This window comes from Prevotella rectalis (assembly GCF_900607215.1).
GTDB classification, from domain to species: domain Bacteria; phylum Bacteroidota; class Bacteroidia; order Bacteroidales; family Bacteroidaceae; genus Prevotella; species Prevotella brunnea.
Genome location: NZ_LR027821.1, coordinates 248,680 through 271,533, shown reverse-complemented (window position 1 = coordinate 271,533; position 22,854 = coordinate 248,680). Strand labels below are relative to the sequence as shown.

Genomic DNA, 22,854 nt, shown 5'->3' with positions numbered 1-22,854 from the left:
GCCGTGGCGATGGAGGAAACAAAGACGACATATGAAAGGAGAATATATCAATTCAAGAACTGGAAAGAAAAGAATAAAATAACAGTGGAAGTACAGAGAAAGGAAAGATGAATTACACACTTTTAAGGACACTACCTTATGTATTCATGGAAATGGGTGAAGCTCGTTATCGGGATTGGGATGACGGGTGATTAACTCGCACTCTCTTCTCGTTGGCTATGAGGAAGAGATTGCGCGTGTAAGCGATGGTGCCGAAAAGCTGTCCGACGATGAGCACGGCATCGGATCGAATGATGCCATAGGTGAGAATGAGCGTTGAACCGATGAGACTAATGACCCAAAAACCTGCAGGGAGACGCGATTCGTTCTTGTTGTGGGAATAAATCCACTGATAAACGAAACGCAGTGTAAAGAGCACCTGTCCCGCGGAACCGAAAACGAGCAGCCACGGTTTCACTTCCCCATTGTTTAGGAAGCGTGTCACGAACTCGCCGGCGTTCTCTGCCACAAAGCCTGTTGCCACCAACGGCGTAACCGTTAAGACCAGTCGGGCGATGCCGGGTAGATGTTTCCATACTCCTTTGAGGTTTAAGTTCCAGAGATAGATATAATAGGAAATGAACTGTCCGAGAATGATGGCGAAGTCGTTGCGCAACCATCCGTAGATGCAGAGCAGATAGGCTCCCATGAGGCTCAGCACCCAGAAGATGGTGGGCGAGAGCACGTGGCGCGCCCTTTCCGATAGAATCCACTGTACGAGGATGCGTGCCGAGAAGAATGTTTGTGCCAAGAAGCCGATGGCGAGTGTGAGGATGCCGTCAGCCATTTTCGCGGTTTGGTTTCATGTAATTGTTTTCTGCTACCTTGTAGTTGATATAGCGCGTTTTCATCCAGCGATAAGCAAAGCAGTCGAAGAACGGTTGAACGAGGCGGTTTTGCAGGTGATATTTCGACTTCCCATTGACGCGGGGGAAGTGGCGCACGGGCATTTGCTTCACTCTTCCGTTCTGCAGGAGAATGAGTGCGGGCAGGAAGCGGTGCATTCCCGTGAAGAAAGGAACGCGGCGTGCATAGTCGGTGTGCATCACTTTCAGCGGACAGCCTGTGTCCCGTACGCCATCGTGGGTCATCATGTTGCGGAAACCGTTGGCAATGCGCGATTGAAACTTCTTGAAGAACGTATCTTTGCGGTTGGCACGTATGCCGGTAACGAGTTCGAACTCATCGATGAAGGGGAGGAGCACGTTAAAATCTTCCGGAGCCGTTTGCAGGTCGGCATCCATGTATCCCACGTATGCCGATTGGCAGTTGTCGATTCCGGCTTTCAAGGCGGCACTCAGTCCGCTGTTCTTCGTCAAGGCGAGGAAGAAGAAGTGACTGTTTCGCTCGCACACCGCCTTGATGCGTGGCAGACTGTCGTCCTTTGAGCCGTCGTCGATGAACATGACGCAGGCTTTGCGCAGCGATTGTGGCAGGAAAGCGACAAGTCGTCGTTCCAAATTCTCTATGTTGCTCTCTTCGTTGAACACGGGCACGAGGATGGTCAGCTCGTATTCCGACGTCAGATTTGTATTCATCTCTTTGGTGTTGTTTTTTATCAAATGGATTGTATTCTTGAGTGGGGTATCGTCAATCAATGTAAATGACGGCATTGGGTCCCACAATGCATGCTTTTTTGTCGGGAAAGTATTTCAGATACTTTCGGCGCAGCATCACCACCGTGCGATGCGAGGTGCGCAGCAGTCCCAAATCTTTCTCTTTCAGTTCATTCACCGGCAGTCCCATCAAGGCATCCATGTTCTCCGGTCGGCGCAACTCCAACGCGCTGATTTCTCGCGTGTGTTTCTCGTTGGCAATCTCTTTCGTTTTTTGGCACAATGCTCCATAGCCTATCCACGGGTTGATTGCCGGCAGTGCGCATCCGCCAATGAAGAGGGTTGCCAAGAGTCCGTGGAAGAGAGTGCCGACAACGTCTTTGACTTCGCTTTGCTTTCGGAAGACGCGCCACAGCGCGAGCAATCCGGCGAGTGTCATGACCGTTGCAGCGGCGAAGAGCAGCCGGTGGGCGAGGTAAGCCGTTTCTCCGATGTTGGCAACGATGATGATTGTCGGCAGGGCGCAGACGAAGATGCCTGCCGTGACGGAGAGTATGATTTTCAGCCATCGCTCTCTTGCCATCGTCTGCAGATGGAAGGCAGCAAGATAGATGATGAAAGGAAAGGCAGGCAACAGATAAACCTGTAGTTTGGAGCTGATGCAGGAGAGCATGACGAAAGTGGAAGCGGCGGTGGCGGCGAAGAGGCGTTGAAGATTGAACAGTGGCAGGCGGCGAACGGCAGCCATGCCGATGATGGAGATGACTACGAGCGACCATGGTGCGATGGAATACCACACGGCGATGGCATAATAATAGAATGGTGCCTTGTGATGGAAGGAATTGACCGCACGGTCGAACGTCTGATGAAAGACAAGGTTATGGAGATATTCCGTACCGCTTTCCGCATAGACGGCGCCGAGCCAGAGCGTGGCACCCAGCAATGGAAGCACCCAGGTTCGCCATCCCCAATAGCGGAAGAGTGTTTTGATTTCGCCGTTCCACAGCAGGTAAACCACGGAGGAGCAGAGTGGGACGAGCAGACCCACCATGCCTTTGCTAAACACGGCGAGGAAGGTGTAGAGACCCAGCAGGAGCGCGGAGCGATTGCGGTTCTCCTGCAGACGAGTCATGCGATGGAACTCGCGCAGGGCGAGGACGATGAACATACATAAGAGCATGTCCATGCGCAGCGTTACGGCAAGACCGGCGAAGAGTCCGCCCGTGAGCAGCATCATGCGGGCGATGGTTCGGTTGGTGTCGGGCATTTCTCCTTCCACCCATTTATCCATGGTTCTCACGGTGATGAGGGCGGGAACGAGCGAAGCAAGCGAGAGAAACCACATTCGGTGAGTTCCAAACATCCACTTCCCGAGCATGACCCACCAAAAATAGAGTGGTGGCTTGTCGGCATACGCTACGCCGTGGTTGGTGAAAGTAAAGAACGTATGGTTGCGCAGGGCTTCTTCGGCGATGCTCAGATAGCGCAATTCGTTGGCGGGGGTGAAGTCTCTCAGGAACAATGTTGGCAGCACCGCGAGGAGAAACAAAACATAACAGGATGCCGCGTCCGATTTATTCCATCTCATGTAGTCAGAATCTTATACCTTTTATATATATGCTCTTGGTTTGTCATCATGCCGCTTGTTTTCAGTTTTGCGGCGTAAGGATGTGTGCAAAGGTAGATATTTATGCCGAATATGACCTATTAATTTGTTAATAATTCCTTTTCTTCCGTTTTTTTTCATAGTTTTGTAACATGAAGCTCTTGTTTTCTCCCCACGGTCATTGGGATTTCCCGGTGGCGCATGGCAGTGAGAATTTCTTTATCTTTTCCCAATTATGTTCTAATCGCCATGAAATTACATTACAAAAACCACGTTCTCGACACACTTCGTAATCCACTGATAATCAGGAGAATATTAATTGCTGTTTAAAAGCTTAGCTTTTGCACTGCAATACATGACCTTTTGCATTGCAAACGCTAAGCTTTCGGCGTGCAAAAGCTAAGCTTTGGATGGAGGAATGAAGAAAATTTAGGACATTATCGAACTTTTTTCCTCCCCATGGACGGAAAAGACTTCTCGCGTGCGGACTTAGCCCTTGTCCCCGGTGGGTGGTGTCCCTGCCGCCTCAATGTTGCGTTTCAGACCTTCATATTTGGCGCGTTTCACCGCCGAACCTTTGAACAGGCGGCGATATTCCTCTATGGTGAGGTTGTTCCATTCCTCTTTCGTCATGCTCAAGAGTTCTCGTCGCGGCATGAAATCGGGATTGTCCGAAGGTATGGCAAACCGATTCCATGGGCAAGCCTGCTGACACCGGTCGCAACCATAGATGCAATTGCCCATGGTGCGTTTTGCTTCGTCGGATAGTTCGCCACGATTTTCTATGAGTTGGTAGGACAGACATTTGGCGGAATCGAACTCCTTGTCCTCGCTGAGTGCTGCCGTGGGACAAGCGTCGATGCACCGTTGGCAGTTTCCGCAGTGGTTTCGCATGGGTTCATCGTAGGCATCCAGTTCGAAAGGCAGGAAAATTTCGCCGAGAAAGAACATCGACCCGGCATGGGGAATGATGAGCTGATGGTTTTTCCCCACCCATCCCAGTCCGCATCGCCACGCCCAATAGCGTTCGAGCACCGGTGCCGTGTCCACGAATGTGCGTATTTCCGCATTGCCATCTGCGGGTAGGGGCGGGAGTGCGTCTGCCTCGTTGAGTCGTTGCAACAGCTCGCGCAGTTTTTCTTTCATTACCTCATGATAATCTCTGCCGTAAGCATAGGCAGCAATTTGATAGCCTTCGGGGGGAATGTGCTCTGCCGGTGCGTAGTTCATCGCCAACGACAGGATGGTTTTCGTTCCGGGGACGAGCAATCCCGGGTCGAGTCGTTTGTCGGTGTGGTTTGCCATGTACCCCATTTCCGCGTTTCCGCCCTTTTCTATCCACGTCCTGACCCTCCGTGCAGTGTCCTTGTCCACCTTTTCGGCACGAGCCGCCCCACAAGCGAAAAAGCCGAGACGTTTAGCCTCGGCTTTTATCTTAGTCGCCAATTTTGAATACTTTGAATTCATACCCTTCATTCTTCAGCCATTCCAAAGCCTTGGGCAGTGCGTAATGGAGTTTGTCGATGCTTTTCAGCGAGTCATGGAACGTGATGATGGAGCCGTTTCGAGCATATTGCTTCACGTTCCGGAGCACGTCTTCGCCCGTGAGCCATTTCGAGTAATCGCGCGTAACGAGATCCCACATCACCACCCGATAGTTTTGTTTCACCCACCAATACACCGTATGGCGCAACCAGCCGTGAGGGGGACGGAAGAAATGCGACTTGATGAGGAGGTTTGCCTTCATTACATCCATGGCATAGGTCAGAGTCCAATGCCTGAACGACCCGAGATGATGATAGGTGTGATTCCCTACGAGATGTCCGCGTCGCACAACCTCATCGAAGATTTCCGGATGTTTGCGCACATTGTCGCCCACCATGAAGAAAGTGGCTTTGGCATCATACTTGTCGAGCGTGTCGAGGATGAACGGAGTGGCTTCCGGTATGGGCCCGTCGTCGAATGTCAGGTAAACGGCGTGCTCATCGGGCGACATCCTCCACAAGGCGTGGGGGTAAAGCCATCTCATCCATCTTGCCGGTTGCTCTATCAGCATATGAGTTTAATTCATTTGTCCGCCCTTCATTTGGTAGGCTTGAAGCAGCATGGCAAATTGTCTTTTGTGCTTTGCCGCCCAATTCGGGTCAGTTTCATTGCAAATATCCATCATTTCTTTCATGATTTGGAAGTGCATCATGCACGAGCTTTGACTCATGTTGAAGTAACGCTCATCCAAGCTGAGATAGTATTGTATGTACTGCCATGAGTTTTTCCACAGCGTGTCGAAGAGCTTTCTTGCCTTTGCCTTCTGTCCGAGCATGGCATAGGCTTGCGCCATGTAGCCGGAGCCGGAGAGATAGCTAACGGGGATGTTGTAACAAGGCAGCTCTTTCTCTACTTTTTCGAGCACCTTCAGTGCCTTCTGGGGCTTCTTCTCCTCGAGTAGTCTGAGGGCGAGCTGTGCCATTTCACGCCGATGGGTGTAGCACATGCGCATGATGGTCTCATCAATGTAGAGTCCTTTGGTGGACATTCCTCCCCACTTAAATCGGTTCATCATGATGTCGTATGACTTTTCCGTATCGTAATTGTTCCTGCCTCCTTTGGTATAGAACGGTGTGATGCGGTTCACCAATCCTTCTTGGATGAAGTTGTCGCCAAGGTTCATGAAGTTTTCCGAACCCACGGTGATGGCTACATAGAGCGGACGTGTCCAATTGGTGTTCGCTATCATCTCAAGCATCATGAGATCTTTCTTGTAAATGGCTTGTTTTCCTGCAAGCGAGATTGCCATTCGGTCGGGAATGCTGTCGGTTGGTATCATCATTCCGCTCTTGCGCACAGCCTCTTTGTCGATGGTCATGTAGATGGTATCGGTGGGAATGACGTGGAGTTGCGGATCTTTCGAGCGCACCCAATATTTCAATATGTTCTTCAGTTCGAATGGGTCGTTGCCAAATTCGCTGCGTGCCGCCTGCGGGTCGTCCCTGTACAATGCCTTTAGTTCCTCCTTAATCGAGGGGTCGATGGGAACATACTCATTGGTTCCGCTCACATAGTCGATTCTTTGCCAGTTGATGGGGACACTCGGCGAGTCGTAGGCCGGTCGGCGCATTTGGTCGATGTACCAGTCGGTTTGCAAATAGGAGAGGTTGCAGACTCTTGCGTCGGTTCTGACGCCCTCAACGTCCTGATTATACCACAGCGGGAATGTGTCGTTGTCGCCGTTGGTGAAGATAATGGGGCTACCTTCCCTTTGCAGGGAGTTCAGATAGTTCTGTCCGAAGTCGCGAGCGGCGTATCGTCCGGAACGGTCGTGGTCGTCCCATGTCTGCGATGCCATTTGTATGGGTACTATCAGGCAGGCAAGCGATGCAATGGCAGCAGCTGCCACGCCTCCGACCTTGAGTTTCCTGAGTCGGTCGTAGATGGCTGTTACGCCGAGTCCGCACCAAATGGCAAAGGCGTAGAACGATCCGGCGTAGGCATAGTCGCGCTCACGTGGTTGTCCCGGTGTCTGATTCAGATAGAAGACGATGGCCAATCCTGTCATAAAGAAGAGGAAGAGCACCACCCAGCATTGCTGTACGCCGCGGCGTCCGCGATAAGCCTGCCAGAAAAGTCCGATTAAGCCGAGCAGCAGTGGCAGACAGTAGAATACGTTGTGTCCCTTGTTTGCCTTCAGTTCGTCGGGCATGAGGTCTTGATTGCCGTAGAGCATGTTGTCGATGAAGCTTATTCCTGTTATCCAGTTGCCGTGTTCCGGTTCGCCGTTGCCCTGAATATCGTTTTGTCTGCCTGCAAAATTCCACATGAAATATCTCCAATACATGAAGTTGCACTGATAGGAGATAAAGAATTTCAGGTTTTCCCATTGCGTAGGTATCTTCACTCCCTCTGCGTCGTGTCCCTCGATGCCGCCCATCCATTGTTCGTATTGTGCGGCATGACTTTCATCCCACAACCGTGGGAATAGCATATTTTGTTGGAACACCTGCGTGGACTTGTGGCGTACGATGAAGTAGGAGTCTTTTTCATTGGCTGAAGCCTTTTCCTTGCGTTGATAGACGGGTGCGCCCTCATTGAATTTGTAGTGCATTCCGTCGTCTTCCACTGCCGGTTGGCTGGTGTAGGCTTGTCCGTAGAGCAGCGGTCGGTCGCCATATTGGTCGCGACTGAGGTAGTTGCCTAAGGTGAAGATGTCCTCCGGTGAGTTTTGGTCCATCGGTGGGTTGGCAGTGGATCGGATGACGATGAGTGCGTAGGACGAATAGCCTATGATGAGCATGAGCATGCAGAGCAGTGCGGTGTTCTTTGTGCGCGAGCTGACCCATGCCTTTCCGTCTTTTTTTCTTTTCAGTACGAAGAAGAGGATGGAAAGGATGATGATGCCCGTGAAGAATGCTCTCCAGCCGAAGCCCACGAATGGGATACCGATGAGCGCGAAGGCAATGAGGAAGGCGATGTTCTCACGTGGCGTATTCTTGCATTTACAGGTTTCGCAGATTGCCCAAATGAATGAGCCGAGCAGCAGGAAGATATAGAGGATTGTTCCCGTGTTGAATGGCATGCCGAGTGTGTTGGTGAAGAGCAGTTCGAACCATCCGCCCACGGTGATGATGCCCGGGACGACGCCGTAGAGCACGGCTGCCACGAGCAGGACGGAGCCTCCCAATGCCAGCAGAGAGCCTTTCAGTGTGGCATCGGGCACCTTTTTATAATAATAGACTAAAACGATGGCAGGAATGCAGAGCAGGTTGAGCAGGTGCACGCCGATGGAAAGTCCGGTCATGTAGGCGATGAGCACGAGCCAGCGGTCGGCGTGCGGTTGGTTGGCGTTGTCCTCCCATTTCAGGATGAGCCAAAACACCACTGCCGTGAATGCCGATGAGTAGGCGTAAACTTCGCCTTCGACGGCTGAGAACCAGAACGTATCGCTGAAGGTGTAAATCAGTGCGCCCACCAGTGCCGAGCCTTCGATGGCGATAAGTTTTGGCAAGGAGATTTCCTCACCATCGCGCACGATGAGTTTGCGTGCGAGGTGCGAGATGGTCCAAAACAGGAACAGGATGCAGGTGGCAGAGAGCAGTGCGCTCATGGTGTTTACCATGCGTGCCACTTGCGAGGGGTCGCTGACGAATTGTGAGAAAAGATTGGCGGTAAGGGCGAAGAAAGGTGCCCCGGGGGGATGTCCCACTTCCAATCTGTAAGCTGTTGTAATGAATTCGGGACAGTCCCAAAAGCTGGCTGTCGGTTCGATGGTGGAGCAATAGGTGAATGCCGCAATCAGAAAGGCGAGCCATCCCATTGCGATGTCCACGATTTTAAACTGTTTCATCCGTATCATCAGATTTTTTGTCGTTCCCATCGGGCTGTCCGACGGGTATGTTATTCTCTAATTTATTGGTGCAAAGATAAGAATATAAATTCAGAAATATACAAGGGAAGGGGATAAAATCTTTATCTTTCCAATTTTTAACATCATCGCTTCCATTCTCTTCATGGATTGTTTTCCACACGCAAGCCCCGGCGTGGCTTGCGGAGCGTGGGTGGAAGGGACAACACTGCCCTTCCTTGTTGCTTCCCGACGTGCGCGGAAAGTCATGCCGAGGGGGCTCGTGCAGTGCAGAATCCGGCTGTCTTTTTCCCCTTGCTTTTCCTGCTTTCCAAGTAGTTGTGTTTCAAGAGCTTACGCCCCGGTCTGCAAAAGCTTACCTTTTGGGTTGCAAAAGTTCACCTTTTGAGTTGCAAAAGCTTACCTTTTGGATTGCAAAAGCTTAGCTTTTGTTTTTCAACGCTGAATCTTGTGTGGCAAAGGGGGTGGAAGTGTCGTTGCGAAGCGTTCTTCATTCAATATTTTTCCCATCGGGATTCCTCTTCTAACTTTCTTTGCTTTCCTGCGCTTGCATATCATATATTTTGCGTACCTTTGCCGGCTGAAAGGGCAGGGCGGATGTTGCGCAACGGCAATTCTCCCCGCCTCCCGATCAAGACTACATTCGTCATTGAAGTAATTGCACGGATGGTGTCGGATGATGTCGGGATATGGGTGGGCGGTGCTCCCGAGATGCAAACCGAAGCAGGTTGCGACAAGAGTTCGCTTCATTCCGCAGGATGATTGAATATAGAGAATACGGATTATGAATTTCAACATTTTCACGGCGCGCCCGAAGGAATCGGACAATAAGGCGAGCCATAAGCTCATTGCCCACATGGTGGGACAGCTGTTGCTCTTTGAGCCGTTGTTGCTTTTAGCTTGTTGTGGCGTGTCGCTATGGTATGGCGAGGAAGACTGGAAAGCGTTTCTTATTTCCTTGTCGGCTTGTGCGTTGGTCAGTGTTACGCTGCTGATTTACGGTAGGAACAGCAGCGACACGGCAAGTCGGACGGAGGGTTACATCGTGGTTGCATTCTCATGGGTGTTCTACACACTCTTTGGCATGATGCCTTATGTCGTGGGTGGGTACATTCCCTCGGTGGCAGATGCTTTCTTCGAGACTATATCCGGATTCACCACCACCGGAGCGACCATCCTTAACAACATCGAGCAGATGCCCCACGGCATACTCTTTTGGCGCAGTCTGACGCAATGGATTGGCGGACTGGGCATTGTCTGCTTCACCATTATCCTCCTGCCGGGCTTCGGCACCAGCGGACAGATGCTCTTTTCATCCGAAGCCACGGGCGTTACGCATGACAAGATACATCCCAAGACGCGCATCATGGCACGTTATATTTGGACTATTTATTGCATCATCACGGCCCTTGAGACGGTATTGCTCATCGCGGGCGGCATGGGTGTCTTCGATGCTCTCTGCCATGCCTTTACCACCACTTCCACGGGTGGGTTTTCCACCAAACAAGCGAGCGTGGCTTACTGGAATTCGCCATTTATGGAATATGTCATTTCGCTGTTCATGCTTTTCTCGTCAGTGAACTTCTCACTCTATTTCATAGCCGTCAAGGGGCATTTCCGACAGGTTTGGCACAGTGTCGAACTGCGTTGGTTCTTGGCTTCCGTGGGAGTTCTCACCATCATCATCACCCTTACGCTGATTTGGCAGAATGGTTATGGAGTGGAGGAAGCGTTCAGAAAGGCATTTTTCCAAATGTCTTCCTTGCACACCTCCTGTGGTTTTGCCACCGATGACTACAACCTTTGGCCGCCGTTCACGTGGATGCTCATCCTCTTCGCCATGCTCTCGGGAGGTTGTACGGGTTCGACAAGTGGCGGAATCAAGAGCCTTCGCCTGGCAATTATTGCCATCTGCATCAAAAATCAGTTCCGACAAATCCTCCATCCGCATGCCGTTTTGCCCGTGCGTGCCGGCAAGATGTTCGACAACAAGGTCGTTACCACGGTTCTTGCCTTCTTTGCCACTTACTTTGTGTTGATTTTTGTGGGTTGCCTGCTGCTGATGTTGTTGGGCGTAGGCTTCACCGAGGCAACGGGAACCGTTGTTTCCGCCATGGGCAACACCGGTCCGGGCTTGGGCAAGTTTGGTCCGGCTTACACGTGGGCGTTGCTTCCCGATGCCGGGAAATGGATTCTCTCCGTGCTGATGATTATCGGACGATTGGAAATCTTCGGTTTCCTGCTCATCTTTTATCCACCCACTTGGCGCGGAAGCTGGGCTTAGTGAGCAATTTTTCTCACCACAAGTCATCTTCCATAAACTCATGTATCGACATCTGCGCCTGTCGGGGCAAGACAACCGACAGGCATATTCTTTGGTTTTTGGAGCGTTGAAAACACGAAAATTCTTCCTCGGCGGCATGGAGAAAATTCAATAATGTCCTGAAAATTCTTCATTCGTCAATCCAAAACTTAGCTTTTGCACGCCGAAAGCTTAGCTTTTGCAATGCAAAAGGTCATGTATTATGGTGCAAAAGCTAAGCTTTTAAACAGCAGTTAATATCCTGCTAATTATCAGTGGATTAAGAAATGTGTCGAGAACGTTGTTTTTGTAATGTTATTTCATGGCGGTTAGAGTGCCATCGGGAAAAGATAAAGATTTTCTCACTGCCATGGAACACCGAAAAATCCTAATGAGCGATTTGAGATAAAAGAATATTCATGGAAGCAGCAGTATATAACGAAGAAACGAGCGGACGCAATGCGCCTGCTCGTTTCTTTTGAGGAATGATGGCAGGGAGAATCGCCTGCCATCGTATGTTTGCCAATCGGCTTTTGCCTATTTTCCTTTTTGCAGAAGGCTTTCCGCCATGTTCTTCGCTGCGCGTCTGCCATCGCCCATGGCAAGGATGACGGTGGCACCGCCACGCACGATGTCTCCACCGGCATAGATGTCGGCTTGCGAACTCTGCATGCTCTCGTTCACGACGATAGTGTTCTTTCTGCCCAATTCCAAGCCCTTGATGGATTTCGGAACCAGCGGATTGGGCGATACACCCACTGCCACCACCACCTGATCGCAGTCGATGGTAATTGTCTTGCCCGTGGTTTCCGGACGGCGCCGACCACTCTCGTCGGGTTCGCCAAGCTGCATTACGTCGAGGATTGCACCGCTGACGCGCCCATTCTCATCGGCGAGATACTCCTTTGGGTTGTGGAGCGTGAGGAAGTTGATGCCTTCCTCCTGAGCGTGCTTCACCTCTTCGGCTCTTGCCGGCATTTCTTCGATGGAACGGCGATAAACCAGCGTAACGTCGGCACCCAGCCGTTTTGCCGTGCGACAGGAGTCCATGGCGGTGTTGCCACCTCCCACGACGAGCACTTTCTTGCCAATGATGATGGGAGTGTCGGTATCGGGGTTGGCAGCATCCATGAGATTGACACGTGTGAGATATTCGTTGCTCGAAAGAATGTTGATGCTGTTCTCGCCGGGTATGCCCATGAAGTTGGGAAGTCCGGCTCCCGACCCCACGAAAATGCCTTTGAATCCGTTTCGTTCCAATTCCTCCACGCTGATGGTTTTTCCAATGATGGTGTCGGTTTGGAAGTGTACGCCGAGTTTTCTGAGGTTCTCCACCTCCACTTCTACGATTTTGTTGGGCAGTCGGAACTCCGGTATGCCGTATTTCAATACGCCTCCCACCTCGTGGAGTGCCTCGAAGACATATACTTGGAAACCTCTTTTCACCATGTCGCCGGCAAAACTCAGTCCGGCGGGTCCTGACCCGATGACTGCCACTTTGATGCCATTCGATGGTTCAAGATCGGGCAGGGTGATGTTTCCACTCTCGCGTTCGTAGTCGGCAGCGAAACGTTCCAAATAACCTATGGCAACGGCAGGCTCGTTCATCTTCAGGTGGATGCAACGGCTCTCGCACTGTTTCTCCTGCGGACAGACGCGACCGCAGACTGCCGGCAAAGCGGAAGTATCTTTCAGCACACGGGCGGCATTGAGGAACTGTCCGCGCTCAATGTTCTTGATGAAACTTGGGATGTTGATGCTCACCGGGCAACCTTCCATGCAGGTGGGCTTGGCACAATCCAAACAACGTTGAGCCTCGCGCATTGCCATTTCCGTTGTCAGTCCTTTGTTCACCTCCTCGGTGCGTGTCGTGGCGCGATAGATTGGGTCAAGCTCCGGCATTCGCACACGCTCTATTGCTGTTCGCTCCTTGGGTTTCATACTCTTGCGCAGCTCCTTTCGCCATTCAGCATCGCGGTTGGTAAGTTCGGCGAGTGGCACTTTCGTTTCTTCCGCAGGGTGCAAGTTGTCCGTCCCGGCAGGTGCTGCGTTCTCGTCTTTCTTTTCCGTGTGTTCGATGACAGCGGATTTGCGTTCCATCTCTTCGCGTTCCACTCCCTTGAACGTTCCCATTCGTTTGAACATCTCGTCCCAATCCACGAGGTCGCCGTTGAATTCCGGTCCATCTATGCAGACGAATTTCGTCTTTCCGCCAATCGTCAGTCGGCAAGCGCCGCACATTCCCGTTCCGTCCACCATGATGGTGTTGAGCGATACATCGTTGGGGATGCCGTATTTCTTGGCGAGCAGCGATGTGAACTTCATCATCATGGGTGGACCGATGGCAAGCACCTTGTCCACATGCTCGCGTTGTATGACTTCTTCCACACCTACGGTTACGACACCTTTCTTCCCATAAGATCCATCATCTGTCATGATGATGACTTCATCGGAATATTTTGCCACGTCGTCCACCATGATTACCAGTTCTTTGGTGCGTCCGGCGAGTACGGATATGACGCGGTTGCCGGCTTTTTTCAGTGCCGTGAGGATGGGCAGGATGGCTGCGATGCCGATACCTCCGCCTGCACAGACCACGGTACCGTAGTTCTCGATGTGCGAGGCGTTGCCCAACGGACCTACGATGTCGAGTACTTCATCGCCGGGTGCTAATTTACACAACTTGGTGGAGGAGAGTCCCACTTCCTGAATGACCATGGTGAGTGTTCCTTTGTCAGGGTCGGATTTGGCAATGGTGTAAGGCACTCGCTCGCTGTTCTTGTCCACGCGAACGATGATGAAGTTTCCCGGTTTGCAACTTCGTGCAATGAGGGGTGCTTCCACAACGATGCAATACACCTTCTCTGAGAATTGTTCTTTGCTGATAATCTTGTTCATGATATTTTCTTTGTCCTTTTCGCTCCCGGTTGGCATTTTTGGTGCTAATCGTGGAGTGGGGTTGATGTTTTTGTGGAAAGGGAATGTCCTCAGAAGGGTCAGTTCTTGTCGTCAAGCAACTCGAATCCGCAGTAGGGTACGAGTACTTTCGGCACTCGAATGCCTTCAGCTGTCTGGTTGTTCTCAATGATGGCTGCCACGATGCGGGGCAATGCCAATGCCGAACCATTGAGGGTGTGACAGAGTTCTATCTTTTTGTCTGCCGAGCGGCGGTAACGACAGTGCAGGCGGTTGGCCTGATAGTTTTCGAAGTTGGACACGGAACTTACTTCCAGCCAGCGTTCTTGTGCCGCGCTCCATACTTCGAAGTCGTAGCAGATGGCTGAAGTGAAGCTCATGTCGCCGCCGCAAAGTCGCAGGATGTGATAGGGGAGTTCCAATTTTTGGAGCAGTCTTTCCACGTGGTCGAGCATTTCGGCGAGCGATTGGTAGGAATGTTGTGGTGTGTCGATGCGTACAATCTCCACTTTATCGAACTGATGCAGCCTGTTCAGTCCGCGTACGTCTTTGCCGTAGCTACCTGCTTCGCGTCGGAAGCACGACGAATAGGCGCAACGTTTCACGGGAAGCTGTTCTTCTTCGAGGATTTCGTCGCGGAAGATGTTGGTAACGGGTACTTCTGCGGTGGGAATGAGGTAGAGGTCGTCGGTCTGTGCGTGATACATCTGTCCTTCTTTGTCGGGCAATTGTCCCGTGCCGAGTCCTGATGCCTGATTGACGAGTAGCGGGGGTTGTATTTCCAAGTATCCGCTCTTGCGTGCTTCATCGAGGAAGAATGCTTCCAGCGCACGTTGCAGTCGTGCCATCTTACCTATATATATGGGGAATCCCGCTCCGGTGATTTTCACTCCGAGGTCGAAGTCCACGAGATTGAACTTCTTGCACAAGTCCCAGTGGCACAATGCCTTTTCGTTGAAGATGGGTTTTGTGCCTCCTTCTTTCACCACCACGTTGTCGGAAGCGTCTTTTCCCTCCGGTACGTCATCGTTGGGGATGTTCGGAATGGTGAGCAGCACTTCGTTTAGGGCATTTTGTGCCTTTTCCATTTCCTCGCGAAGTGTCTTGTCAGTGGCTTTCAGTTCTGCCACTTTGTTTTTTATTTCTTCTGCTTCGTTTTTCTTTCCTTCCTTCATCAATCCGCCAATCTGCCTTGAGAGTTGGTTTTGTTGTTGTTTTCCGCTGTCGAGTTGTTGTTGGTTGGTGCGACGAAGTCTGTCGAGTTCCAATACTTTTTCTATGGTTTTGCGCGCGTTGGTAAAGTGCTTTTTTTCAAGCCCTTTTATCACACGTTCCGTTTCCTCACTGATGAGCTTTAATGTAAGCATGTTTCTTTTTATGTTATGATTTCCTATTTGGGAAACAAAGTTACGAAAAATATATTTGAAATGCACGAAAATTTCGCGTAATCTTTTTTTCTCGGTTGTCGGACTTTGCGAACCGGGTTAAATTCCGTGTTTCGACGTTGTGTTTTCCGGTACAAGCGGCATTGCGTTTCGGCACTTGATTTCGGGTCATTGCCGTTCGGTGTTGGTTTGTCTGATGAGCGAAAAAAGCCGCGTCCAGACGGGACGCGGCAAGATTGATGTTCATGTTTCAACACTGATGGATTAGAAGTTTTCCGGAGCTACTTGGAAGAAGCTCTGTGGATGGTCGCAAACGGGGCATACTTCCGGTGCTTGTTTGCCCACTACGATATGTCCGCAGTTGATGCACTGCCATACGGCGGAGCCGTCCTTTGCGAATACTGCTTTGTCGGCGATGTTTTTCAACAGTTTGCGGTAGCGTTCCTCATGTTTTCTCTCTATGTCGCCTACCTTTCGGAACTTCACGGCGATTTCGGGGAAGCCTTCTTCCATGGCTTCTTTTGCCATGCGCTCATACATATCGGTCCATTCGTAGTTCTCGCCTGCTGCTGCGTCGCTCAGGTTGCGGTCGGTGGAGGGGATATCGCCCTCGTGCAGGAACTTGAACCAGAGTTTTGCGTGTTCTTTCTCGTTGCGAGCGGTCTCCATGAAGATGTCCGACATCTGTACGTAGCCGTCTTTGCGAGCTTTCGAAGCGTAGTATTGGTATTTGGTGTGAGCCTGACTCTCACCGGCGAATGCTGCTTGGAGGTTGGCTTCTGTCTTTGTTCCTTTCAGGGCAGATGGGTTGAACTCCTTGAACTTGTCTGCCTTAGCGTGGCAAACGGGACATTCTGCGGGTGCTTCGGCACCTTCGTACATGTATCCGCAAGCGGTGCAAATAAATTTTTTCTTCATAATGTTTTTGTATTTGAATGAGTTTGTTGTTTCTTGTTTTTTGCCTTTCTCCTCTCTCGCGGGGAGCGTGGCTTCATTGTTGGGTGATTGTCGGGCGCGCGAGGCGGAGCGATAAATCTGCCTCAGGCAACTTCAGCGTGTTGCGTCTCGATATTTGTAATCTTTACAATGTTTTTTCATCTGCAAATTTACGATATTTCTTTCACATTTCATAATTATTTTGGTTTCTTTTCGGTCTTTCTTCTCAATATAGACGGAAACTAAATAATTTCTTTTTTCTTCCCTTTTCCCGGTTGTGTGCGCTGTGTTCTTTGTGTGGATGCGGAAAAAGAATATGGGAGGACTCGCCGGTTGCGTGTCCTCCCACATTAATTAATCCATATATATGGATGTTTATCTGTCGAAATTGTCCTTCTTTGACATGATGATGACTTCGGCAACTACGGCTGCCAATGTGGTTAAAACTCCAAATGTAAACATGATTGTTGTCCTTTCTTCTTTTCTGTGCGCGTCCCTTTGACACGCGGTTATTTTTTATTCACTTATTAACTCGGTGCAAAGGTAATGAAATAAAGGCAGTCGGGCAATGATTTTGCGTTTGCGCATGGCTGTCATGCTGTTTTTCTTGATGTAGGTCAAATGTATTGACGCACATCAAAAAAACAGTGGTGAAAGGCTGAAAACCGTCTGAAATGCTTGTCGGCAAATCCAATCCGGGCTATCTTTGCGAACGTTTGGAAGAATAAAAAAAAGGAAAAGCAATGGAAAAGTTAATTACCAAGAATCAAGAGGTGGGCACCACGCTCACCCTGCGTTTGCAGCAGATACGCGACACTCGGCGCAAGGCTCTCGAGGCGAAGCGCAAGCAGGCGTAACGTTTCGCGTGGCTCATCCCTGTGCCGTCCACAGCCATTCCACCGGTCCGCTTTTCGGCAGGGTCTCGCCCACGCTGCGTGGCACGATGCGGAAGCCGTTGTATTCAAAGTCGGTGAGTTGTTCCGGCAGTGTGGCGCGATTTCTGATGATGTGGCGCGTCATGGCTCCCCGACAGCTCTTCGCATAGACGGTAATATTCTTCAGTTCGTCGCCTTTTTGCACGTAGAAGCGTGGCTGAACGACACACACCTCGCTCAGCACGCGTTTCCAATCGAAGAGTTGTTGATATTCCGCCGTGGCAAGATGCACCAAGATGCCATCATCGGCTTTCACGTTGTCGATGAGGAAATCGGTGAGCACCGGTTTCCAATATTCAAACATGGTTCTGCCGGCTGACACGCCCGTCATTACCTTTCCTTCCATGCGGTAGGGGTGAATGTGGTTCAGGGGGCGCAACATGCCATAGAGAAAGCTGAGAATCCACAGTCGGCGGTTGGCAAAAAGCAGGTCGTCGGCGTTGAGCGATGCGGCGTCCAGACATTTGTACGCCTGCCCGAAGTAAGCCAACACGGCGGGCAGCCTGCAATTCGGGTTGGGGAACTCCTGATAGCGCAACTTCGTCTCTGCTGCCAATTGGCGGTTGCACTTCAGTTCTGCCTGCAGCTCTTCCACCGACCGTCCTGCCATCTCTTGCGCGAAACGTTCCGCCGCACGCAGGAAAGGCGGTTCCGAGGTGGGTGGCAATGCCCCTTGCTCGTAGCGTTCTTTATCCGGGTTCATAATCTTTGCCGAAGCCAAAATAATCTGCATGGTTCTGTTTTCTGTTGTTTTTACGCTCGTGTGTCATGGAATTTTTCCCTCCCCATGACCATTATGTCCGCGTAGTGGTTATGTTTTGAATTTACAAAGATAATCACATTTTCCGTAAAAATCAGCCGTTCCCGCATTATTTTTTTCATTTCCCCCTTCGCCATCCTTGTCCGTCATGGAGGCAAACCTCTTGTTTTTTTGCCTGTCAAGGAGCAAGTTTGTAAAGAAACTTCCGCAACAACTTGCAAAAGCTAAGCCATTGCCTTCTAAAAGCTAAGCTATCGGCTGTCAAAAGGTGAGCTTTTGCAAGACAAAAGGTAAGCTTTTGCATCCCAATTTTTATGGTTCTGTGTATCAATAAGTTACAAACCATGTAATCAATCCTCGGAAGTAAAATATTTTCATCATGCTTCTTCTTCCGCGTGAACTGCGGAGAAGTTCTGCATTTTATTACAAAAATCAAACGAACACCACGCTTCACAACTTTGTAACGTTTGCAACAAATTCGTAACAAAGACGTAAAAACCTATTCACATCTTGTTAATTTTTCTTTAACACAACGTCCGTACTTTTGCAGCGACAAATTAAAATACGAAAAGCAAAAAAGATGAATTGTATGAAAAGGGGATTTTTCGCGGCACTCTTGCTCCTTATCGGAGTTTTGCGGCTGCAAGCGCAGGAAATCATCGGAAATGTTTACGAGGCGAAGACCAATCTTCCCATCATTGGCGCCACCATAGAAATTGAGGGCGACAAACCGGTGGCAGTTACCGACATCGACGGAAACTTCACCATCACCGACTTGAAAGCGGGAAAATACAACCTCATTGTGAGGTATGTGGGATACAAAACAAAAAAAATTGACGGAGTTGAAACGCAGGCTTCAGGAGCAGATAAGATGTTGAAAGTGGCTCTGGAGACTGACGAGAAACAACTACAGGAAGTATCGGTTACGGCAGTTGCAAGGCGCAACACCGAACAAGCGATGATTCAGGTGGTGAAAAACAGCTCCGTCATAGTGAGCAACATATCGGCACAAGAAATAAGTAGAACTCAGGATTCCAACGCCGGCGAGGTGATAAGACGCATACCGGGCGTGAGCCTCATAGAGGATAAATTCGTCATGGTGCGCGGACTGTCGCAACGCTACAACAACGTGTGGATAAATGGTGGAGCAGTGCCCAGCTCGGAAGCCGACTCAAGGGCTTTCTCGTTCGACATCATCCCAAGTTCGCAAATCGACAACCTCACCATCGTCAAAACACCGGCACCGGAATATCCTGCCGACTACAGCGGAGGATTCATCATCGTCAATACGAAGGAAATCCCAACAGAAAACTCGTTCAGCGCACTTCTCGGCGGAAACTGGAACACCCAGTCGGCTTTTCAGGACTTTAAGTATTACAAAGGGTCGGGCACCGACTTCCTCGGCTTCGACAGTGGGAAACGAATGCTCGGCGGAGGATTCCGGGCACACCTCAACAACTTTGGAAACGAGCGCATCGACCTGATGGGCAACGAACTGAACAACGACTGGACAACACACACCCGACAACCATTCGGCGACCTGAAGATGGCACTGAACTGGAACCACCGCTGGAACCTGGGCGAACACCGCATGGGACTGATTGCAATGATGAACTACAGCAACGAAACGCGCGCTTACAGAGGAATGGAAAACAACCTCTTCGGCATCTACGATGCACAAAACGACCAACAGAACTACTTGCGCCACTCCTTAGACGACCAGTACAACCACAACGTACGACTCGGAGCCATGCTCAACCTCACATTTCTCACTGCCAACGGATTGAACAAGTTTCAGTTCAAGAACATCTTTAACCAAATAGGCAACAGTCGATACACGTGGAGAGAAGGAATCAGCGCACAATCAAACCAAGAACATTCGGCAGAATACTATTACAGAAGTCGTGCAACCTACAACACACAATTCACCGGGAAACACACCATAAAAAACGATGAATTGGACTGGAACGTCGGCTACGCCTACGCCAATCGCATGATTCCCGACCGCCGTCGCTACCTCACCGACGACGCCATAGAAACAGGACGAATGGCACTGACCACGGGAAACGACATATCGAGAGAATGGACAAGACTCAACGAACACATCGTCTCGGCAGGAGTGAACGACAAACACCACTTTGCCTTCGGCAACTTTGAACCCATAGTGCAGGCGGGAGCCTACGCGGAATACCGAACCCGCGACTACGATACCCGCGAGTTCATCTACAACTGGGACGCTTCCGACAACAATATGCCAATGGGATTCCGCTACATGGACATGACAGAACTGCTCAGCAATCCCAACAACTTTGGCAGCGACAAACTCTATCTGCTCGAACAGATGAACATGCGCAACGACTACATCGGACACAATACTTTAGGCGCAGGCTACCTGTCGGTCTCTCTCCCCTTTGGGAAACTCGGTATCTACGCCGGTGTCCGATTTGAACACAACAACATGGAACTCATCTCGAACGCAAAAGACACAGAAGTGAGCCATGTAAGCACATATTACAAGAACAACGACTTCTTCCCATCACTCAACGCCACGTATAAATTCAACGAACAACACCAGTTGAGAGCATCCTACGGAAGAAGCATCAACCGACCCGAATTCAGAGAAGTGTCATCATCCGTATTCTACGACTTCGACCTCGCCTCCAACGTACAAGGTAACGCGAAACTGAAAAACTGCTACGTGGACAACATCGACTTGCGCTACGAGTTCTATCCCGGAAAAAGCGAAATCATATCATTGGCAGCTTTCTACAAACACTTCGATTCGCCAATAGAATGGACCTACACCGTGTCGGGAGGAACAGACCTCATCTATTCCTACAAGAACGCACAATCGGCAAACAGCTACGGAGTGGAACTCGACATCAGAAAAAGACTCGACTTCATGGGACTGCCCGACTTCAGCTGGTCGTTCAACGGCGCACTCATCAAGTCGAAAGTGAACTTCGAAGCAGGAGCAAAAGAAGCAAACCGACCCATGCAGGGACAATCGCCTTACCTCATCAACTCAGGCTTCTTCTACATCAACGAGAAATATGGATGGAACGTTTCGCTGCTCTACAACAGAATAGGAAAACGCATCATAGGAGTGGGACGCAGCGAAGGAACAACTTCGGGCAACGACGTGAACTCTCGCGTACCCGATAGCTACGAAATGCCACGCGACGTCATAGACCTCACGGCATCAAAGAAGTTCGGAAAACACTGGGAACTGAAACTAAGCCTGCGCGACCTGCTCGCACAAAAGGTGAACTACAAACAGTTTGCCGACGTTACCTACGCCGACGGAACCTATCGCAAGGTGGAAGAAGTAACCCGGTCTTACCGACCCGGACACAACATCGGATTCTCTGCCATCTATAAGTTTTAACACAAGAACAACAAAAATAATTTCTAACTTCTTCCCAACAGAAAAACCGACTCATCATCGGCAATAAAGAAGGGAAACAAAATCAACAAAACAGTTATGAACAAGAATTTTAAGTTTTTCGGTTACGCTGCAATGCTGACCCTCACATTGGGTTTCGCAGCATGCAGCAGTGATGACCCCAACCCCAACCCTAATCCCACACCGGGAGAAAAATATGTCTGGGGAACGGACGGCTCAATCAAATCATGCGACCACCTGCTCTTTACCAATGGAATGGAAGACCCAAAAGGAAAGGAAATAGGCAACGGCAATCAGGAATTTGTCTTCACCGGCAAGCAGACACTGAAAAAAGGCACCTACACGCTGAAAGGCTGGATATACATTGCCAACGGAGCAGAACTCACTCTTGAACCGGGAACCATCATCAAGGGCGACAAAACCACCAAAGCGTCAATCATCGCCGAACGTGGAGGCAAACTCATCGCACAGGGAACGGAGAACGAACCCATCGTCTTCACCTCCGCACAACCAAAAGGACAACGCAAACCGGGCGATTGGGGTGGAGTCATACTCTGTGGAAAGGCTAAAACCAATCAAGGAGAACAGCAGATAGAGGGCGGACCACGCACCAAACACGGCGGAAACGACGATGCAGACAACTCGGGCGTGCTCAGTTACGTACGCATCGAATTTGCCGGGTATCCTTTTGAGAAAGACAGAGAAATCAATGGCTTGACATTCGGTTCCGTAGGCTCGGGAACGAAAATCGACCACATCCAGGTTTCATATAGCAACGACGACTCTTACGAGTGGTTCGGAGGTACGGTGAACGCTAAATACCTCATCGCTTACAAGGGATGGGACGACGACTTTGATACCGACAACGGCTACCGCGGAAGCGTGCAGTTTGGACTCGTGGTGCGCGACTCGAAACTTGCCGACACATCGAAGAGCAACGGATTTGAAAGCGATAACAACGCAAGTGGCTCAGATGTCAGTCCATTCACGGCTGCTACTTTCTCGAACATCACTTTCGTAGGTCCGAAGGTGCTCGACCCTAACTTCAAGAACACCACCGACTACATCACAGGCGGAAGCATGAACCCCAACAATGGCGCGGCACTCGGTAAATTTCAGGCTGCAATGCACATCCGTCGCAACTCGCGCATGAATTGCTACAACTCTGTTGCCATGGGCTACCCCATTGGATTGATTCTTGATAATCAGAAGGGCGATACACAGGGTGCAGCCAAAGCCGGGAAAATGAAATTGGAGAACATTTGGTTCGCAGGAATGGACATCATCGGGTCCGACTACAACGGAGTTTACAAGGATGAGTTGTACGATTACAAGACCAATACAACCGATCCGGGCAAACCTTCTTTCACAAGCACCTTCTTTAAGGCACAGAAAGGCAACCTCGTGATGGACTCGTGGAAATCATTGGTGGGAGCTAATGGTTACACACCGGTAGCGGGCAGTGCGTTGCTCACCGGGGCTGTGTTCGATTTCGCGGGCAATTGGTTCGAGAAAGTACCCTTCATCGGGGCATTCGGTGCTACCGACTGGACGAAAGGATGGGCGGAGTTCGACCCACAGAACCGCGATTATTAAGCAAAGTCTGATAAGTGGAAGACAGAGTCGGCGTTGCGCGTTGGCTCATATGAATCGAGTA

Annotated in this window: 14 protein-coding genes; 3 read left to right on the top strand and 11 right to left on the bottom strand. The window is 50.4% G+C overall.

The genetic code is table 11. The features are described from left to right. Positions 1-166 precede the first annotated feature (166 nt). From E0E16_RS08340 to E0E16_RS08310, 7 genes are all read right to left on the bottom strand, one after another. A complete protein-coding gene (locus E0E16_RS08340) occupies positions 167-826 on the bottom strand; it encodes a lipid-A-disaccharide synthase N-terminal domain-containing protein (protein WP_130829943.1) in 660 nt (219 codons plus the stop codon). Beyond that, positions 819-1,577 carry a glycosyltransferase gene (locus tag E0E16_RS08335; RefSeq protein WP_130829964.1) on the bottom strand — a complete coding sequence of 253 codons (759 nt, stop codon included), beginning with the start codon at positions 1,575-1,577 and terminating at the stop codon, positions 819-821. Before E0E16_RS08335 ends, E0E16_RS08340 begins: the two co-directional genes overlap by 8 nt. Before the next feature lie 52 nt (positions 1,578-1,629). Beyond that, positions 1,630-3,183: an ArnT family glycosyltransferase gene (locus E0E16_RS08330; protein WP_130829942.1), complete on the bottom strand. Its 1,554-nt coding sequence runs from the start codon at positions 3,181-3,183 to the stop codon at positions 1,630-1,632. Between the two features lie 507 nt (positions 3,184-3,690). Next, positions 3,691-4,668, bottom strand: coding sequence for a tRNA epoxyqueuosine(34) reductase QueG (gene queG / locus E0E16_RS08325; RefSeq protein WP_130829941.1), 978 nt, complete (start codon positions 4,666-4,668; stop codon positions 3,691-3,693). Next, positions 4,637-5,257, bottom strand: coding sequence for a polysaccharide deacetylase family protein (locus E0E16_RS08320; RefSeq protein ID WP_130829940.1), 621 nt, complete (start codon positions 5,255-5,257; stop codon positions 4,637-4,639). Before E0E16_RS08320 ends, queG begins: the two co-directional genes overlap by 32 nt. 6 nt (positions 5,258-5,263) lie before the next feature. Then, the gene (locus E0E16_RS08315; protein ID WP_130829939.1) at positions 5,264-8,539 is read right to left on the bottom strand and encodes a glycosyltransferase family 117 protein; all 3,276 of its coding nucleotides are present in this window, start codon (positions 8,537-8,539) and stop codon (positions 5,264-5,266) included. Positions 8,540-8,992: 453 nt separating this feature from the next. Continuing rightward, on the bottom strand, positions 8,993-9,307 hold the full coding sequence (locus tag E0E16_RS08310) for a hypothetical protein (RefSeq protein ID WP_130829938.1): 315 nt from the start codon (positions 9,305-9,307) through the stop codon (positions 8,993-8,995). Between the two features lie 34 nt (positions 9,308-9,341). On the opposite strand from E0E16_RS08310, the gene E0E16_RS08305 reads away from it, so the two are divergent. Beyond that, a complete protein-coding gene (locus E0E16_RS08305) occupies positions 9,342-10,841 on the top strand; it encodes a TrkH family potassium uptake protein (protein WP_130829937.1) in 1,500 nt (499 codons plus the stop codon). 555 nt (positions 10,842-11,396) lie between these two features. On the opposite strand, the gene E0E16_RS08300 is transcribed toward E0E16_RS08305, so the two are convergent. The 4 genes from E0E16_RS08300 to E0E16_RS08285 form a co-directional block, all read right to left on the bottom strand. Beyond that, positions 11,397-13,757, bottom strand: a complete 2,361-nt coding sequence (locus tag E0E16_RS08300; protein ID WP_130829936.1) for a bifunctional dihydroorotate dehydrogenase B NAD binding subunit/NADPH-dependent glutamate synthase — start codon at positions 13,755-13,757, stop codon at positions 11,397-11,399. 98 nt (positions 13,758-13,855) lie between these two features. Further along, the gene (gene serS / locus E0E16_RS08295; protein ID WP_130829935.1) at positions 13,856-15,142 is read right to left on the bottom strand and encodes a serine--tRNA ligase; all 1,287 of its coding nucleotides are present in this window, start codon (positions 15,140-15,142) and stop codon (positions 13,856-13,858) included. Between the two features lie 282 nt (positions 15,143-15,424). Continuing rightward, complete coding sequence (gene rbr / locus E0E16_RS08290) at positions 15,425-16,078, bottom strand: rubrerythrin (RefSeq protein ID WP_130829934.1); 654 nt, start codon at positions 16,076-16,078, stop codon at positions 15,425-15,427. An 888-nt stretch (positions 16,079-16,966) separates the two neighbouring features. After that, positions 16,967-17,764, bottom strand: coding sequence for a YaaA family protein (locus E0E16_RS08285; RefSeq protein WP_130829933.1), 798 nt, complete (start codon positions 17,762-17,764; stop codon positions 16,967-16,969). Between the two features lie 607 nt (positions 17,765-18,371). On the opposite strand from E0E16_RS08285, the gene E0E16_RS08280 reads away from it, so the two are divergent. Together E0E16_RS08280 and E0E16_RS08275 are read left to right on the top strand one after the other, a co-directional pair. Continuing rightward, entirely contained in the window at positions 18,372-21,179 is a 2,808-nt protein-coding gene (locus E0E16_RS08280) for a TonB-dependent receptor (RefSeq protein WP_130829932.1), read from the top strand. A 96-nt stretch (positions 21,180-21,275) separates the two neighbouring features. Continuing rightward, positions 21,276-22,793, top strand: a complete 1,518-nt coding sequence (locus E0E16_RS08275) for a beta-helix domain-containing protein (RefSeq protein ID WP_130829931.1) — start codon at positions 21,276-21,278, stop codon at positions 22,791-22,793. Positions 22,794-22,854: the final 61 nt, after the last annotated feature.

What these genes read in the sequence shown, in the direction of transcription:
- E0E16_RS08275 (WP_130829931.1), top strand. Translation starts at nt 21,276, where the DNA reads ATGAACAAGAATTTTAAGTTTTTCGGTTACGCTGCAATGCTGACCCTC.
- E0E16_RS08280 (WP_130829932.1), top strand. Translation starts at nt 18,372, where the DNA reads ATGAATTGTATGAAAAGGGGATTTTTCGCGGCACTCTTGCTCCTTATC.
- rbr (WP_130829934.1), bottom strand. Translation starts at nt 16,078, where the DNA reads ATGAAGAAAAAATTTATTTGCACCGCTTGCGGATACATGTACGAAGGT.
- E0E16_RS08320 (WP_130829940.1), bottom strand. Translation starts at nt 5,257, where the DNA reads ATGCTGATAGAGCAACCGGCAAGATGGATGAGATGGCTTTACCCCCAC.
- E0E16_RS08315 (WP_130829939.1), bottom strand. Translation starts at nt 8,539, where the DNA reads ATGAAACAGTTTAAAATCGTGGACATCGCAATGGGATGGCTCGCCTTT.
- E0E16_RS08305 (WP_130829937.1), top strand. Translation starts at nt 9,342, where the DNA reads ATGAATTTCAACATTTTCACGGCGCGCCCGAAGGAATCGGACAATAAG.
- E0E16_RS08335 (WP_130829964.1), bottom strand. Translation starts at nt 1,577, where the DNA reads ATGAATACAAATCTGACGTCGGAATACGAGCTGACCATCCTCGTGCCC.
- E0E16_RS08340 (WP_130829943.1), bottom strand. Translation starts at nt 826, where the DNA reads ATGGCTGACGGCATCCTCACACTCGCCATCGGCTTCTTGGCACAAACA.
- queG (WP_130829941.1), bottom strand. Translation starts at nt 4,668, where the DNA reads ATGAATTCAAAGTATTCAAAATTGGCGACTAAGATAAAAGCCGAGGCT.
- E0E16_RS08330 (WP_130829942.1), bottom strand. Translation starts at nt 3,183, where the DNA reads ATGAGATGGAATAAATCGGACGCGGCATCCTGTTATGTTTTGTTTCTC.
- E0E16_RS08285 (WP_130829933.1), bottom strand. Translation starts at nt 17,764, where the DNA reads ATGCAGATTATTTTGGCTTCGGCAAAGATTATGAACCCGGATAAAGAA.
- serS (WP_130829935.1), bottom strand. Translation starts at nt 15,142, where the DNA reads ATGCTTACATTAAAGCTCATCAGTGAGGAAACGGAACGTGTGATAAAA.
- E0E16_RS08300 (WP_130829936.1), bottom strand. Translation starts at nt 13,757, where the DNA reads ATGAACAAGATTATCAGCAAAGAACAATTCTCAGAGAAGGTGTATTGC.
- E0E16_RS08310 (WP_130829938.1), bottom strand. Translation starts at nt 9,307, where the DNA reads ATGAAGCGAACTCTTGTCGCAACCTGCTTCGGTTTGCATCTCGGGAGC.